The 15,960-nt window shown below is 53.8% G+C and carries 9 protein-coding genes; 4 read left to right on the top strand and 5 right to left on the bottom strand.

The features are described 5' to 3' along the window. Window positions 1-2: 2 nt before the first annotated feature. On the bottom strand, window positions 3-893 hold the full coding sequence (locus FUA23_RS03130) for an SRPBCC family protein (RefSeq protein ID WP_147929249.1): 891 nt from the start codon (window positions 891-893) through the stop codon (window positions 3-5). 382 nt (window positions 894-1,275) lie between these two features. Between FUA23_RS03130 and FUA23_RS03125 the strand changes: the two genes are divergently transcribed. Further along, window positions 1,276-6,783 (top strand): T9SS type B sorting domain-containing protein, encoded by a 5,508-nt coding sequence (locus FUA23_RS03125; protein ID WP_147929248.1) that lies wholly within the window; start codon window positions 1,276-1,278, stop codon window positions 6,781-6,783. A gap of 57 nt (window positions 6,784-6,840) precedes the next feature. Here FUA23_RS03125 and FUA23_RS03120 read toward each other — a convergent pair whose 3' ends face one another. From FUA23_RS03120 to FUA23_RS03105, 4 genes are all read right to left on the bottom strand, one after another. Continuing rightward, on the bottom strand, window positions 6,841-8,022 hold the full coding sequence (locus tag FUA23_RS03120) for a DUF748 domain-containing protein (protein ID WP_147929247.1): 1,182 nt from the start codon (window positions 8,020-8,022) through the stop codon (window positions 6,841-6,843). Between the two features lie 132 nt (window positions 8,023-8,154). Continuing rightward, on the bottom strand, window positions 8,155-9,528 hold the full coding sequence (locus FUA23_RS03115) for a Gfo/Idh/MocA family oxidoreductase (protein ID WP_147929246.1): 1,374 nt from the start codon (window positions 9,526-9,528) through the stop codon (window positions 8,155-8,157). Between the two features lie 120 nt (window positions 9,529-9,648). Continuing rightward, window positions 9,649-10,434: a 3-keto-disaccharide hydrolase gene (locus FUA23_RS03110; RefSeq protein ID WP_147929245.1), complete on the bottom strand. Its 786-nt coding sequence runs from the start codon at window positions 10,432-10,434 to the stop codon at window positions 9,649-9,651. 100 nt (window positions 10,435-10,534) lie between these two features. Beyond that, window positions 10,535-12,205 carry an AMP-binding protein gene (locus FUA23_RS03105; protein WP_147929244.1) on the bottom strand — a complete coding sequence of 557 codons (1,671 nt, stop codon included), beginning with the start codon at window positions 12,203-12,205 and terminating at the stop codon, window positions 10,535-10,537. A gap of 679 nt (window positions 12,206-12,884) precedes the next feature. On the opposite strand from FUA23_RS03105, the gene FUA23_RS03100 reads away from it, so the two are divergent. From FUA23_RS03100 to FUA23_RS03090, 3 genes are all read left to right on the top strand, one after another. Continuing rightward, entirely contained in the window at window positions 12,885-14,021 is a 1,137-nt protein-coding gene (locus tag FUA23_RS03100) for a hypothetical protein (RefSeq protein ID WP_147929243.1), read from the top strand. A gap of 19 nt (window positions 14,022-14,040) precedes the next feature. Next, the gene (locus FUA23_RS03095; protein ID WP_147929242.1) at window positions 14,041-14,781 is read left to right on the top strand and encodes an enoyl-CoA hydratase-related protein; all 741 of its coding nucleotides are present in this window, start codon (window positions 14,041-14,043) and stop codon (window positions 14,779-14,781) included. Window positions 14,782-14,974: 193 nt separating this feature from the next. Further along, window positions 14,975-15,709, top strand: a complete 735-nt coding sequence (locus FUA23_RS03090) for a S24 family peptidase (protein ID WP_147929241.1) — start codon at window positions 14,975-14,977, stop codon at window positions 15,707-15,709. The last annotated feature ends 251 nt before the right edge of the window (window positions 15,710-15,960 follow it).

Raw genomic sequence — 15,960 nt, 5'->3', positions numbered from 1 at the left:
CGCTACTGACCTGCTGTAAATTCCTCCAGATTTTTGCGCAAAGAAGCCAACACAAACTGGTGCTCCTGTTCGATCCCCCACCCTTCCAGCGGTTCCCAGTAAATACGCGGATTCAGCAACGATTTATACGAACTGGTTCGGGTGATTTTGGTTTGTCCGTTCTCCCGCGCAAAAGTGTAGGTGGCGTCAACAAAACGAAACCATTCGCGGCCAGTGAGGGAGTAGTCTACTACGTCCATTTCCAGAACTTCCCCCTTTTCATACCTGGTAATTTCGGCAATAATCGAGCCGTTCTCGAACAAACAATGACGCTTAGCTCCAATGGTATCGGCCTCCAATACGCAACGGTAAGGTGAAGGCAGCCCCAACCGGATGCCGAGCGGTTTTTCCGCATCCAGTTTATCCATTGCCTTCACCTGATCGAAAACCAGTTCGGCGGGGTAATCGAGCAGAACTGAGGTAGTGATCGTAACGACTTCTGGTTCTGGCAAAATCATCTGCTCAATGGGGTCCAGCGCGAGCAAAACAACTAAGGGCATAACAGACACGACCAGATGATCCTGGGTACGTTTTGTCTTCCTCACCGACGTCACTTTCCGGATCAGGTACCCAATCCACATAGCAAGTAAAAAAATAGGCAAAGCCATTGCAACACAAATCAGCCCCTCCAATTGCCCCGCCAGCAAAAAACCAAAAAACAAGATCGCCGCAAGGCTAAGCGATAACCAACTTCTTTGCTCCTTTGGGTGAGTTCCCAGCGCAAAACCAACGGCCAGAGGGAAAATGAAGAAGAAGGTAGTTCCGTAGTTCACCAGCCCAAAGTGCAAAAACAAAAAACCAATGCTAAGAATAACAGCGGAGGTGAGCCAGGAGTATTTTGTAAGGCTGGTCATAAGGTGATGGAATTAAACCGTTACAAAGATAAAAATAAACTTTCATTTTTTTCTGAAAATAATGAACAATCATAATTATCAAGGATATATTCAGTCGATTCCTCTTGAATCGAAAGTCCGATGCCCTGCCAGGAAAGGCTTCATTTCCGGATAGTAAAGACTACTGCGGAGTATTTCCAGTTGCTATGATGTAGTTCCAGGCGCGGCCGCAGGTGCAAAGTTGAGAACGGACAACCCGTAAAATTAAATTTGTCTTCCAGCCTGCGAACCAGAACAATAACCCCTCACGTAGGCACACTGTTGGACTAAAAAATTACAAAGCGCCTTTCCGGCCGTTTATTCTACCTACCTTCGTAATTACTTAGGGATAATAACTTTATACATGTCAAGGGATCAGGTTTCATACCTTAACAGTACGTTTTACGTCTGCTACAAAACACTTCTACTACTACTTTTTCTGTTTTCTTTCCAGGCCTTATCCGGTCAGGGTCAGGATTGTGGAGATGCTGGAATCGTCTGCGACGGTAGTCCTATCGTTTACGATCCCGTCGGAGCGGGATCAGATGATTTTTCGGGCGGAACGAACCAGGGATGCATCTCTGGCGGAGAGCACCTTTCTGCCTGGTACTTTTTTGAGCTAAGCGACCAGACCCCTCCGGGAACGGTCCTCACTTTTCTCATCGTTCCCGATGCCGGAGCGGGGCAGGATTACGATTTTGCGGTGTGGGGACCAACCACTCCCAACAACCCGATGGAATGCGGTAACCTTGGCGATCCGATTCGCTGCTCCTGGGCTGCCTCCGGGGCATTTGGCAACGGAAGTACAGGACTCTCTACAAACGACAACCAGAATTCAGAAGGCGCAGGCGGCAACGGCCTGGTCAGAGAACTCATTGTGAACCCCGGCGAAGGTTACTGGCTGATGGTAGATAATTACGATAATAACAACACCGGTTTCTCTCTTTCCTGGAACAGTTCCGGCCAGTACCTCAACTGTGATGAGCCACCAGTATGTGGAGGAACCTTTGTTGATCCGGGAGGTGAATCCGGTAATTACCAGAATAACACCTTCGTAGACTATACCATCTGTCCGGACATTCCCGGCACTTCAGTTATGCTGGACTTTACGTCCTTCAGAGTCCAATGTGACGATGAATTAAACATTTACAGCGGAACCAGTACAGCAGACCCTCTTATAGGTTCAGCTGTCTGCGGAACCGCTATCCCCGGCCCGTTCATTTCTACCGACCCCTCTGGCTGCCTTTACATCACTTTTACTTCAGATGGTGCCAACACCGCCAGAGGCTGGACGGCAGATATAATTTGCGAAGACTGTGTCCCTAATTGTACAGAAACCACCGTGGTTCCCTGTGACGATGGAGATCCGTGTACTGAAAACGACATGGAGACTATAGACTGCGATGACAGCATCTGTATTCCCTGCATGGGAACACCCGTAGCCGCTTGTAGCCTAACCGCCACCCGCTCCTGCGACGACGGTGCCCCTTGTACCGAAAACGACATGGAAACCATCGATGACTGTACCGGTGATGTCTGTGTTCCCTGTATGGGCACTCCTCTACCAGCCTGTACCGACGTTTCCGTTCGCCCCTGTGACGACGGCGACGACTGTACGCAAAACGATATGGAAACCGTAGACAATTGTACCGGTGACATCTGCATTCCCTGTATGGGTACCGATCTACCTGCTTGTACCGAAGTTTCCGTTCGCCCCTGTGATGATGGCCAGGACTGCACAGAGAACGATATGGAAACCATCGACGATTGCTCAGGTGATGTCTGCGTCCCCTGTATGGGAACGCCAGTCGCTGATTGTACAATGACCTCCGTACGCCCCTGCGATGACGGAGACCCATGTACCCTGGACGATATGGAAACCGTGGACGATTGCTCAGGCGACATCTGTGTTCCGTGTACCGGCCGTGCCGCACTCGACTGCGAGATCACCAGCGTTCGCCCGTGCGACGACGGCAACGACTGTACCATCAACGACATGGAAACCGTAGACGATTGCTCAGGCGACATCTGTATTCCCTGCCAGGGAACGCCCATCGATTGCTCTAACGGACCAACCCGAGTGGTTTCCTGCGACGACGGCGACCCTTGTACTGAAAACGACGAACAGACACTCCTCAATTGCGACGACTCCGTCTGCATCCCCTGCCAGGGAACTCCACTCGATTGCTCGACCGGGCCGTCAAGGGTAGTTCCCTGTGATGATGGCAACCCCTGCACCATCAATGATGAACAGACACTCCTCGATTGCGATGACTCCGTCTGTATCCCCTGCCGGGGAACTCCACTCGACTGCTCCTCCGGCCTGACTCAGGTCGTCTCATGTGACGACGGAGACCCGTGTACTATTAACGACGAGCAGACCATCCTCGACTGTGATGGTTCCATTTGTATCCCCTGCCAGGGTGTTCCGCTGGACTGTTCCTCCGGCCCCACCCTTATAGTCCCCTGTGACGACGGAGACCCGTGCACCGACAACGATGAAGAAACAATCCTCGAGTGCGACGGTAGCATCTGTATTCCTTGTCAGGGTCTCCCAGTGGAGTCTTGTTCCGAAACCATCTCCCTGCCCTGCAACGACCAGAATGATTGCACCCAGGCTGATGTGGAAATTGTAGATGCCTGCTCCGGAGAAATTTGCGTTCCCTGCGCCGGCGAGCCCGTCCCTGACTGTAGCATGCGGGAACTACTCCCCTGTGATGACGGAGATCCATGTACAGAGTTCGACTTCATCGAAATAGACGCCTGCACCGGCGAGGTATGCCTGCCTTGCTCGGGTAGTCCTCTGCTTTCTTGCGATCGGACTTTCACCCGACCGTGTAACGACTTTATTGATTGTACCGCCAATGATGTGGAAGTAGTTGACGAATGCACCGGCGAAATTTGCATCCCCTGCGCCGGAGAAGTGCAAGACTGCGCAAACGGCGAAACAACCCTTCGCCTTTGCGATGACGGCGACCCCAACACCATCGATGATGTTGAAACCCGACTCGATTGTGACGGCTCTATCTGCATTCCATGTGCGGGAGTTGCTTCCGGGTGCAGCTCAGGAACCACGACCACTCAGCCCTGTAACGACGGCAACGACTGTACCATCAATGATATGGAAACCGTCCTCAACAGTGACGGAAGCACCTGCGTACCCTGTACAGGAACACCCATCGACTGCAACGACGGCCCCACCGACGTAAGACCTTGCGACGACGGCAACCCATCCACCATCAACGATATGGAAACCTTCCTGCTCTGCGACGGATCGGTTTGCATCCCTTGTGTAGGAGAACCGGCAAACTGTGACGACGACGAAACAATGATGCAGCCCTGTAACGACGGCAACGATTGCACCATCAATGATATGGAAACCGTACTCACAGCCGACGGCTCCATCTGCGTACCCTGTGCAGGAACACCCATCGACTGCAACGACGGCCCAACCGACGTAAGACCTTGCGACGACGGCAACCCATCCACCATCAACGATATGGAAACCTTCCTGCTCTGCGACGGATCGGTTTGCATCCCTTGTGCAGGAGAACCGGCAAACTGTGACGACGACGAAACAATGATGCAGCCCTGTAACGACGGCAACAATTGCACCATCAATGATATGGAAACCGTACTCACTGCCGACGGCTCCATCTGCGTACCCTGCGCAGGAACACCCATCGACTGCAACGACGGCCCCACCGACGTAAGACCTTGCGACGACGGCAACCCATCCACCATCAACGATATCGAGACTTTCCTCCTTTGCGACGGATCGGTTTGCATCCCTTGTGCGGGCGTACCCGCCAACTGCGACGACGATGACACGATGGTCCTCCCCTGCGACGACGGCAACGACTGCACCATCAACGATACGGAAACCGTGCTCACTGCCGACGGCTCCATCTGCGTACCCTGCGCAGGAACACCCATCGACTGCAACGACGGCCCCACCGACGTAAGACCTTGCGACGACGGCAACCCATCCACCATCAACGATGTAGAAACCTTCCTGCTCTGCGACGGATCGGTTTGCATCCCTTGTGCGGGCGTACCCGCCAACTGCGACGACGATGACACGATGGTTCTCCCCTGTAACGACGGCAACGATTGCACCATCAACGATACGGAAACTGTGCTCACTGCCGACGGCTCCATCTGCGTACCCTGCGCAGGAACACCCATCGACTGCAACGACGGCCCCACCGACATAAGACCTTGCGACGACGGCAACCCATCCACCATCAACGATATGGAAACCGTCCTACTCTGCGACGGATCAGTTTGCATCCCTTGTGCGGGCGTACCCGCCAACTGCGACGACGATGACACGATGGTCCTCCCCTGCGACGACGGCAACGATTGCACCATCAACGATATGGAAACCGTACTCACTGCCGACGGCTCCATCTGCGTGCCCTGCGCAGGAACACCCATCGACTGCAACGACGGCCCCACCGACATAAGACCATGCGACGACGGCGACCCATCCACCATCAACGATATGGAGACTTTCCTCCTTTGCGACGGATCGGTTTGCATCCCTTGTGCGGGCGTACCCGCCAACTGCGACGACGATGACACGATGGTCCTCCCCTGCGACGACGGCAACGATTGCACCATCAACGATACGGAAACCGTGCTCACCGCCGACGGAGCTATTTGCGAACCCTGCTCCGGAACGCCCCTGGATTGCACCAGCGGCCCCGCCTCCATAGTCCCTTGTGACGACGGAAACCCCAATACCGAAAACGATGTAGCTACGACCCTCGACTGCGATGGATCAATCTGTATTCCTTGCCAGGGTACACCTGTCGATCCATGTCCGACGCTGACGTTCCAAATCGACGTCATTTCCGGTCACGCTGGCGGCGGTGTCAGTTGTTCTGGCGCAGCAAATGCAGCTCTTCAGGTGAGTAACGTTCCTGATGGCGTAACGCCTGAGAATATCCGCTGGAGCAATGGCCAGACCGGACTCGTACAAACAGAATTAACCGGCGGATGGTATACCGTAACACTGACCGATGCTAACGGATGCTCCGGTACCGATAGTCTGTTGGTCCCCGAACCAGAACCTATTGCCATTGCCCTGACGGCCAACGACAGCCAGTGCTTTGGGGCAGACAATGGATCCATCCGGTTTGACGCAGTAGTTGGTGGCACCCCACCATACTCCTACAGCATCGACGGCCTTCTGTTCAGCGACGAACCGCAGTTCAATTTCCTCTCGCCGGGCATGTATAACATTGCGGTAGAGGATGCAAACGGATGCATGCTAATGCAACAGGTGGGCATCGCCGAACCAGGCGAAATCACGGTGGATTTTGGTCGTGACACCATAATTGATTTGGGAGAAAACATCGTACTCGACCCGGCTTACAACATCGTGGTGGTCGACAGCTTCATCTGGCTGGGAGTAGATTGCATCAATTGTCCGGAGGTTGACCTACTTCCCCTCGACAACAGATCTGTTTCGCTAACCATTACCGACCTCAACGGCTGCCTGGGCGACGATGGCATAAACATCGGCGTAAGAACCGCGCCTGATGTTTACGTTCCTTCCGCCTTCTCGCCCAACGGCGACGGCGTGAACGACCTGATTTTCCCGTTTGTCGGAAACGAAGTAGAGGCCGTAACGGCCTTCAGGATTTTTGACCGCTGGGGCGAGATGGTTTTCGACGCCGGCAACTCAGCGACTGATTTAAGTACCGTCGACGGTTCCATCCCCCGCAACAATCCCAACTTCGGCTGGGACGGAATGCTGAACGGGAAACCGATGAATCCGGCTGTGTTTGTTTTCTACGTGGAGGTTCGCCTGATCAACGGAGACGAAGAAGTTGTGAAGGGAGATTTCGTTCTGATGAGATAACTCCTCGGGCGCGGCCGCAGGTGCAAGGTGACGGATGGAAGAACAAGCGTGTTCCGTTCATTCGGCCTCTTTTTCCTTTTGCTCCTCTTTTTCTTTTTTTCGGGCTGCACGACGCGCCTGGCGGCGCTCCTTGCCGGTCATTTCTTCCTCTTCGCCCTCCTGAAAGGCATCCTGATATTCGATGTCTTCGTCGGGCTGCTCTTTGAAGGCACTGATGAACGCATTTTTGAAGATGCTGGTAACGGTAGGCCAGATGCTCGCCGTGACTGCATTCAAGTCCCCTTCCAGGGGGACTTTGGTCGCGAAAGTGTCCGTTTTCTGGTTCTGAAGTACGAACTTAAAGAACCCGACCAAACCTTCCCAAACTGTTTCCAGCAGGCCATCTTCCTTACTATGAAACTTACCGTTTTCGAGCATTGGCTTGAAGTACCCCTTCATGTAGCCATCCGCGATGGCCACTTCGCTGTACATGTTCACGGTCCCGGACGCAAAGTCGACTCCGGCGTAATACTCCGTATAATCGTTGAGGGCCGGAGCATCGATAGATTCCAAAGAAAACGTCAGGTCCAAATCCGGAATTTCTTTGATCACATTCACATTCCCCTCCAGCACCATATTACCATTACCGATAGACACCGCAGTTGCCCGAAAGGGAGAGGGTAAAGTTCTTTCTTTGGCCACTACGTTACGCAGGTTATCTACCGTCATGTGTAAACTATGAAGGTGGAGGTCGATATTCGGTTCGGTGTTGACTTCTACGTAGGCCAGTTTACCATCGATGATCTCAAAGTGGTTGATGTCCACCGGTACAATATCGGTAATTGCTTTGGTCCAGTCTTCTATCTCAGGTGCTTCGGCTTCGGTCAGGGTTTCCTGGTCTTCGAGCAGGTAAATCAGCTCGGGGTTGTAGACGTAAATCTCACTAACGAATTTCCCTTTGAAGAGCGACTTCCACTCCACCGAAATGTCCGTTCGTGGCAGTTTAAGAAAAGGGACTTGGGTTTGTCCGTCCACTACGTTGAGGTAAAGCCCGTCGATGGCGTAGGCACCACGGTACAGCGCAATGTCAATATCCTCTACATGGCCGTAATAGCCCGGAATGTTGGCAAGGGCTTTATTGACCTCCTTCTTCACGATGCCGGGTAGTAACAACCGAAATACGATCAACAGCACCAGCAGAACAGCAGGAATCAGGAATTTTTTCTTGCGGTAAAAGGGACGTTTCGCAGTACTTGCCATTTTTGGTTTTCCCGTGAAACGTATGTTATACAACGTACGTTCGGTCGGTAAATCAATGGGTTGTCCTCCGGAGAATCAGGTGACTGAAACCACCCTTTAGCCCGTGCGCTCCGGAGGACAACCCCGTAGCCATTAAAACGTCCGGTAGGGCGAGTCCAGAAAAGCATTCGCTTTTTCTTCCCGGAAACGGGCGGAAGCGTTGTCCCAGTGCAGCGTTTCACCAGGGAACCGCCCTGCAATAACCCCCAGTAGTATTGTTTCTGTAAGCCGTGCCGCGTAGTCGAACGGCGCGGTACACTCACCTTCGCCGAGACAGGCATCCACAAACTGGTGGTAATGTTTCGGGCTCTCGGAGGCGTAGTCGCGCACGGGCTCGGGCATATTGTGTTCTTTCTCTACGGCGGTGATCTCCGTACTGATGTCGACGTATTTGCCGTCCACGATCTTACGGGGCAGCTCCATGAAATGGGGCAACAGAAGCGTTCCTTCGGTTCCGATGAAAAGCGCACCTTGTTCCGGCAGCGTTTCTCCGTCGGGGAGTTGCATTTCAGGGTGCTCCGTATCCGGGACGCCGGGGCCATCATACCAAACCCATTGAAACTCATCGGTGGTATACTTCGTTCCGGGGAAGGTGTAGGTTACCACGTTGTTTTCCGGGAAGCCGAACCCGTTGGGCGGGCGGCATTCGGTCTTGATGGTATTCGGCACGTCCAGCGCAAGCGCATTGTAGGGTGTATCGAAGATATGGACACCCATATCGCCGAGGGTTCCACAGCCATAATCCACGAGTTTACGCCAGTTCATGGGGTGGTACACTTCGGCTTTGTAGGGCCGTTCGGCGGAGGTTCCGAGCCAGAGGTTCCAGTCGAGGGTATCCGGCACAGGGTCTGAGCCTTCCGGCGCGGCGGCATCGGTGCCCCAGTTTTTTGGAGACCAGGCGCGTACCCGTTTCACCTTACCGACGATGCCGGACTGAATCAGCAGCGTCGCCAGTTTATAGTCGTAGAACGAATGCACCTGAATCCCCATCTGGGTAGTCAGGCCCTTGTCGGCCGCCATTTTGCGCATCGCCCGCGCTTCGGAGACGTGGTGCGTCAAGGGTTTTTGACAGTACACCGGCTTGCCCATTTCCATGGCCTTCATCGAAGCGGGCGCGTGGGTGTGATCCGGAGTGGAAACGATCACTGCATCTACGTCATCGCCCAACTCCGTAAGCATCACACGGTAATCTTTATAGGTTTTTGCGTCGGGGAATAATTCGGAAGCGGCCCTGAGATAATTGTCGTCCACGTCGCAGAGCGCCGTTACGATCACCTTACCATGAGAGGCCACGGCCTTCAGGTCTTCGAGGCCCATATTGCCGATTCCGATATGAGCGGTCCGGAGGTTAGTTAGTTTTTTCGCTACGGTCGCAGTAGCAGTTTCCGTGGCGGAACCGCCACAGCCGGGCAGGGTTACTGCCGCAAGGGCGGCGGCAGAAGTGGTTATGAATGTTCTTCTTTTCATTGGTTGAAATTTGGACTTGCTGTCCGGAATCAAAAAAAACCGGACTCCGTGAGTGCTTTACTTGATCGACCTTGCCCGGCGTAACGACCTCGTTCCTCCGGGACCTTAATTTCAGGACTACTATAGTCGTTTAATCCTGATGTTCCGAAACCACAGCGCGCTGTCATGGTCCTGCAGGCCAATATAGCCCGTTTTGAATTTTCCGTAGTCGGGTGCGTTGTCCCATTTACCGCTGTTTTTGCGTTCTTTCCAGTCATCTGACCAGGGGACAAAAGAGACGACTTGCTTACCGTTGAGCCAATACTCGGCGCGTTCGGGCGTAAAGATGATCCGGGTAGTATTCCATTCACCGGCTGGCTTCAGGTTCCGCTCATCCATCGGCGCGGGGTACATGGCGTAATCGGCGCCCGTGGATTGCCAATCCTGCAAATCGGCGGAATAGCCGAGGCTTTTGTTGTAAGCTGTAATGTCGTGGTATTTGGTATAGTTCTCGTCGTCGATGAGCTGGTATTCCGGTGCGACTTCCGAAGGAGCGCCGTAGCCTTCCTTCACGTGATAAAAGATACCGCTGTTGCCACCGGGGGGAATCTTCCACTCCAACTGCAGCTCGAAGTTGTCAAATTCCTCGGCGGCGTAGATGATGTCTTTGCCGCCCTCGTACTCTGCGTCGGAGGTTTTTGCGCCGTCGTCGAAGGTGAGCACGCCGTCCTCAATGACCCAGCCGGGGGGCATGGTTTCGGCGTTGTAGCCGCGCCAGCCTTCGGTGGAGGTACCGTCGAAGAGGGTGATCCAGTCGTCGGAGGCGGGAGTGGTGGTTTCGGTAGAGGTAGCTTCTGAAGCCTCATCCGGAGTGGCGTTACAGGCAAAAGTGCCCAGGGCCAATAGTAACAATATTGCTTTTTGCATTGGTTGTTTATTTATAATCTTTGGTCCCCCGACCCTGAGACCGGCGAGCAGAGCAAAAAGCCCAAATCTCCCGCCGGCCTGAAGGTCGAAGAACAAGTACCTACTCCTCAATCACTGCATCCCCACTCTCAATCCAGGCCAGCATCCGGTCTTTATACCGGTTGTGTACTTTCGAGCGCTTGATTTTCAGCGTGGGGGTCATCATGTCGTTCTCCACCGTAAACGGCTCTTTGACGATCACTATGCCGGCAACTTTTTTATAGCTCGCGAGCTTGGCGTTCACGAAAGTAAGCTGGCCCCGCAACGCTTCGTGCACTGCATCCCGCGGCCGCGCCTCCCCGATCTCGCTCAGGGAAACCAGCAGGATAGGCTGCGGCATACCGAGGCCGAGCAGACACATTTGCTCGATGTCGTCGTTGCCAATGAACTTGTCTTCAATTTCGGTCGGAACGATGAATTTCGCCTTCGCTGTTTTGAAGGTATCCTTCACCCGGCCGGTCAGAAACAGGTAGCCGTCGGCGTCGATTTCGCCCTGGTCTCCGGTGTGGAGCCAGCCATCGGCATCGATGGTTTCGGCGGTTTTCTCGGGGCTTTTGTAGTAACCGAGCATGGTGTAGGATGAGCGCGTGAGCACCTCCCCCGTTTCCGGGTCGATCTTATGCTCGGTGCCGTTCTGCGGGCGGCCAACAGAACCTGGCTTGTTTTCCGCAGCGGTGATCATATGGCTCGTTGCGCCGTTCTCCGTCATGCCGTAGGCTTCCGAGATCGGGATGCCCAGGCGTCCGAACCAGGCTTTGGTTTCCGAAGGGATCGGCGCGGCACCGGAGACGTTGCAGCGGCTTTTATCGAGCCCCAAACCAGAACGTATTTTGCGTTTCACCAACATCGAAACAATTGGTATTTTCAGCAGCCGATCCAATTTTTCAGCGGGCATTTTACCCAGAACCCCGAGGCGGAGTTTCGTCCAGATTCTCGGAACGGCGAAGAAGAAAGTTGGCCGGGCATCCTGCAAATTCGCCGCGAAGCGGGCGATGCTTTCGGTGAAGAAGATTTCACCTCCGTGGGTGAGGCACATGGTCTCGATCACGCCGCGCTCCGCAACGTGATTCAGCGGCAGGAAGCTGAAGAAGCGATTACCACCTTTGTAATCGAGCTTCAACGGGTTGGTGGGCCAGAGCTTATCCATCAACTCGATGAGTGCCTGATTGGTCAGCATCACGCCTTTAGGCGTGCCGGTGGTTCCGGACGTGAAGATGATGGTCCAGAGGCCATCAGGATCAGGCAGTGGGCTGTCTTTGATAGGTTCGTATTCCGCCATGATGTCGCGCCAGGCTTTGCCGCGCATGACGTCGGAATTACCCTCGTAATGCGGAAAGCGGATGATCGGCATGTCTTCGGGTACGCCCTTGCGCATATCGTCCCATACTTCCATTTTTCCAACGATCAGCAGGTCGACGTCGCCTAGTTTGAGAACTTCGGCAATCTGTTTTCCGGTGAGGGTCGCGAAAAAAGGAACACTCACGTGACCCGCCATCATGATGGCGAGATCAGCGATGATCCACTCGCGGCAATTTTTGCTAACCAGGCCGATGTGGCTGCCCGGTTCCAGGCCCAGGCTACGCAGGTAGGCAGCGACTTTGCGCGCCATCACCCCGGCTTCGCCCCAGGAGTAAGTCTCCCATTTTTCGCCAAACGGCTGGTGGAGGAACGGCAGTTTGGGATGTTTTTTTTCGCGCTCGTAAAAAGCCTCAAGAGTTGTTTTGTTGTACATGATCTAACTTTAAAAAAGGTAAGGTAGTAAAATAGTTTGTTAGTTCTACCGGTCGGGGACGAGGTGTGCACAACAGATTTCAAGTTCAGATAATGGTGGAGACTTTCCACGCCAAACCATACGCTCACTTGACGTACAGCATCGTAACCAGAGAAATCTAAAACGCGAAGCCCTTATAGACTGGCCTGGTTAAACTCCCCGGGGATTACAATTATTTCCCCTTCGCTCAAACGGACAGATTTGCGGGCGCGGTCGCAGGTGCGGTGGGAAGGCTTGAGTAAAGAGCCTCTCCCTACACTTTGGTCATCGTGATTGTCCGCCCCGAATAAGGATACTCAGGACGCGACCGGGTTTCCGGACCAGCTTCAGTTTGCTGGCCTGTACACCGCCGGGCGCGCCCTGCACCCACTATGGAGTTTAGTTTTTTGCGCGGTCGCAGGTGCGGGGCAGGGCTAACGCATAGGCTAGTTTAGCCGTGTTAAACCCCAGCCCAACCCGTGAACTTCGCTGTTGCCTTCGGCGGGCCCACGGGGGATGGGCTAGCGAAAACGCTACGCGTTTTGGGTTGCAAACTGTTAGGCGGTGACTATGATCTCGGTCTAAAAGCTTAAAATCGAATCCTATGTGTTAGCCCTGCAGGTCCGGGGGGAAGGCTTTTGAGCATTCCTCCACACCATCAATGCTAAAACGTATCTTGCGCTCCACCATTATCCGTAAAAGAATGCCAGTCACTACGGCCGAACAATTGGAAACGCTGCAGGATCAGGTCCGGGCTTCCGTCCTGAAGAACACGTCAAAAGCCCTTCGCATCCTCACCGACAGCCTGCCTTCAGGCAGGGCCAAACACAATCAGGTGCTGGTGCTGACCGGGCGGGCCAACGATATTATCAACCACGAAATCGGCAATACGCTCCCCCCCGACCTACTGGCCATCCTGAACAACGAATTACGCAAAGACATCCTCATTTTTACCGATCACCTGACGCTTGCCGACTTCGGGCCGAAGCCTGACCTCCGCCCCGAGCTTAAACCCGGTCACCTTCTCTACAAAGTGCCGCCGGTCATGGAACTGAGGAAGGCCTACCACTGCATCATCCGCATCGCTCACGAGCTGAACCATGTTCTCGACGGCATTAAGATGGACGAAAGCACCGGCCTGGGGCAAGTCTCCGTTTCTGAGGTCATGGAGATTGAAGTGATCGACCCCAGCGCTCCCGGCAACCCTGCCTTCGACATCGTCCTGCTCTCCGACGGAGAGCAATTTGTGGACGAGTACAGCGCCACCGAATGGGTCTTCAACGTGCGTCCGCTACGGGAAGGAACCCACAGCCTTGCCCTTAAAATTTCCGTACTCCTCACCATCAACGGAAAGGAACGGACCAAGAACATCGTCCACCAACGCGAAATCTCCGTACGGGCCGAGGCTGCAGTGGCTGACGTTGAGTTTGTTCGTTCGCCGGCAGGAACCGCGGCCGAAGAGACCGAAGGAGCGGATTTCCCCCGGGCCGAAAGGCTTCCTCCTAAACCCTACCCTGCACCTGCGCCCGCGCAAAAAACCGATACAACTGCTCTACCTCCGCCGCCGGTTATGGCACCTGCTCCCCACCGGAAAAGTAAGCGGTTCGCTTACCTTTCAGCAGCGGCGACCGTAATGCTATTGTGCGTGGTAGCCATTTTCATGTTACCTAGCAACAAACAGAGCGAAGGCAACAGCGATAAAATCAACGACGGACCTTCTCCGATCAGGCTTCCCGAAGAAGACCTATCCGAAGACACACTTACTTCTATTCCGCTGTCCCGTCCCGACAGCTTGTGATAAATCTTATTTCGATCATATGAAAACCAGCATCAACAACCACATCGCGACCCTCACTTTCGCCAACCCCGACCGCGCTAACTCGCTCGACGAAGCAGCCTGGGAGGCTATGAAAGAGGCTTTTGAAGCAGCAGACGCAAACGACGACGTACACGCTGTCATTCTGAACGGCGAAGGCAAACATTTCTGTGCCGGCATGGACCTCGCGGTGCTGGGCAGCCTCCAGAGTCGTATGGCCCCTACTCCTGAGGAGACAAAAACCCAGCTGATTGCATTCATTGAAGGCATCCAGGCTACCATTACGGCCATCGAGCGCTGCCGCAAACCGGTGCTGGCGGCCATCCACGGCGGCTGCATCGGCGGCGGAGTGGACATTATTACCGCCTGCAATATGCGCTATTGTACCGAAGATGCGTACTTCACCGTCAAGGAAATCGATTTCGGTATCGTGGCCGATATCGGTACGCTGCAGCGTCTGCCGCATATTCTGCAACCCGGCCTTGTTGCCGAGCTCGCCTTCACCGGCCGCAAAATGTACGGCCCCGAAGCGCTCGCTTCCGGCATGGTCAACCGCACTTTCCCAAACCGTGATGCACTCATCGCTGGCGTTACCGAAGTAGCAACAGCCATCGCCGCTAAACCAACAAAAGTGGTACAGGGCATAAAAAACAACCTCCTGTACAAGAGAGAACACAGTACCGAAGAAAGTCTGAAATACGTGGCGCGCTTTTCCGCGGATTTGTTGCTCGGTAATAAGTAGGCGCGAACGCAGGTGCCGGGAAGGTTAATAGTCAGGGTAAATCACGGCACAAACAGCAAACTTTTTGTTTTTTAACACCAATCCAGCATCAAATCAAATAAAAAAACATAAAATTTAAAGATTTTAAAAGGAAAAGTTGCGCAACTTGTTTAAAATGTTTTAATTTGCTGTTGATACCAAAAAACACATCACCATGATTACCGAAGATCGACGCGAATTAAACGATCGCTTCAAAGAGGTTTTCCGCATCCTCGAAGAGCGGGGAGAAATCATCAAGAACGATCGTAACGGTCGGGGTCTTGGTGATTTTGCCAAGCGGATTCTCAACAACCGCTCCTACGGACATATTGTCCGGGCATTCCTCAATGACGACGATAAGCGTTGCATCAACTACGAACAGGCCCGCCGGGTCTGCCACGAATACAACGTCAACCTCGGCTACCTCCTCGAGGGCGAAGGCACTCCCTTTGGCATGGAACTGCCCGAGCCTCCCGTTGTCACCGGTACCGATGTGCCGCTTAACATCATGTTCACTTCCAAGGAAGCCTTCGCCGGTGCGAGCATCGATACCGACAGCTTCGTTCAGGAAGACAATACTGACTTTTTCCGCCTTCCCGGCATCATGGGTTCGGGCTACGTTGCCTTCCCCATCACCGGTAATTCTATGGAGCCCGTCATCAATAACGGAGACGTGGTAATCTGTAAAGAAATCGATGGCATCCGCGAAATCCGCGAAAACCGTATCTACGCCGTGCGCTCCAAAGGGAGCATCTGGATCAAGTACGTTCAGAAGGTTCCTGACTCCAAGGGGCGGATCACCGGCCTCAAGCTCATCTCTGCCAATTACCTCGAGCACGATCCGTGGGTAGAGGAAGTAGAAATGAGCACCAAGCTCTACGAGGTCGTTCGTCGGATCTCCGAGCTTTAAGCCGAAGGTTCAGAGTACCCAAGACCAACAAGTATAAGCAGCCCTGAGGGCTGCAACCGATCAAAACGGTAGCTGAATCTTCGGATCGGCCACCGTTTTTTTCGGGCCTTTTCGGCCCGAAAATGAGATAAAAGCGTGTTTTTCAGCGCTTTTCAGAGCAGGTCGGCGGCTTTTAAGGATTCCAACCCGGCTGCCAGACCGTATTCTGCTGTTTTTTGTTTTGTCTCCCGGCCCGGCGTTTCGCTTGCGGC

It is taken from the genome of Neolewinella aurantiaca, from assembly GCF_008014675.1.
GTDB classification, from domain to species: Bacteria; Bacteroidota; Bacteroidia; order Chitinophagales; family Saprospiraceae; genus Neolewinella; species Neolewinella aurantiaca.
This window is presented reverse-complemented; position numbering and strand designations above follow the sequence as displayed.

Bases quoted from the DNA above. Each gene is read 5' to 3' on its own strand.
- FUA23_RS03130 (WP_147929249.1), bottom strand. From the start codon at position 893: ATGACCAGCCTTACAAAATACTCCTGGCTCACCTCCGCTGTTATTCTT.
- FUA23_RS03125 (WP_147929248.1), top strand. From the start codon at position 1,276: ATGTCAAGGGATCAGGTTTCATACCTTAACAGTACGTTTTACGTCTGC.
- FUA23_RS03120 (WP_147929247.1), bottom strand. From the start codon at position 8,022: ATGGCAAGTACTGCGAAACGTCCCTTTTACCGCAAGAAAAAATTCCTG.
- FUA23_RS03115 (WP_147929246.1), bottom strand. From the start codon at position 9,528: ATGAAAAGAAGAACATTCATAACCACTTCTGCCGCCGCCCTTGCGGCA.
- FUA23_RS03110 (WP_147929245.1), bottom strand. From the start codon at position 10,434: ATGCAAAAAGCAATATTGTTACTATTGGCCCTGGGCACTTTTGCCTGT.
- FUA23_RS03105 (WP_147929244.1), bottom strand. From the start codon at position 12,205: ATGTACAACAAAACAACTCTTGAGGCTTTTTACGAGCGCGAAAAAAAA.
- FUA23_RS03100 (WP_147929243.1), top strand. From the start codon at position 12,885: ATGCTAAAACGTATCTTGCGCTCCACCATTATCCGTAAAAGAATGCCA.
- FUA23_RS03095 (WP_147929242.1), top strand. From the start codon at position 14,041: ATGAAAACCAGCATCAACAACCACATCGCGACCCTCACTTTCGCCAAC.
- FUA23_RS03090 (WP_147929241.1), top strand. From the start codon at position 14,975: ATGATTACCGAAGATCGACGCGAATTAAACGATCGCTTCAAAGAGGTT.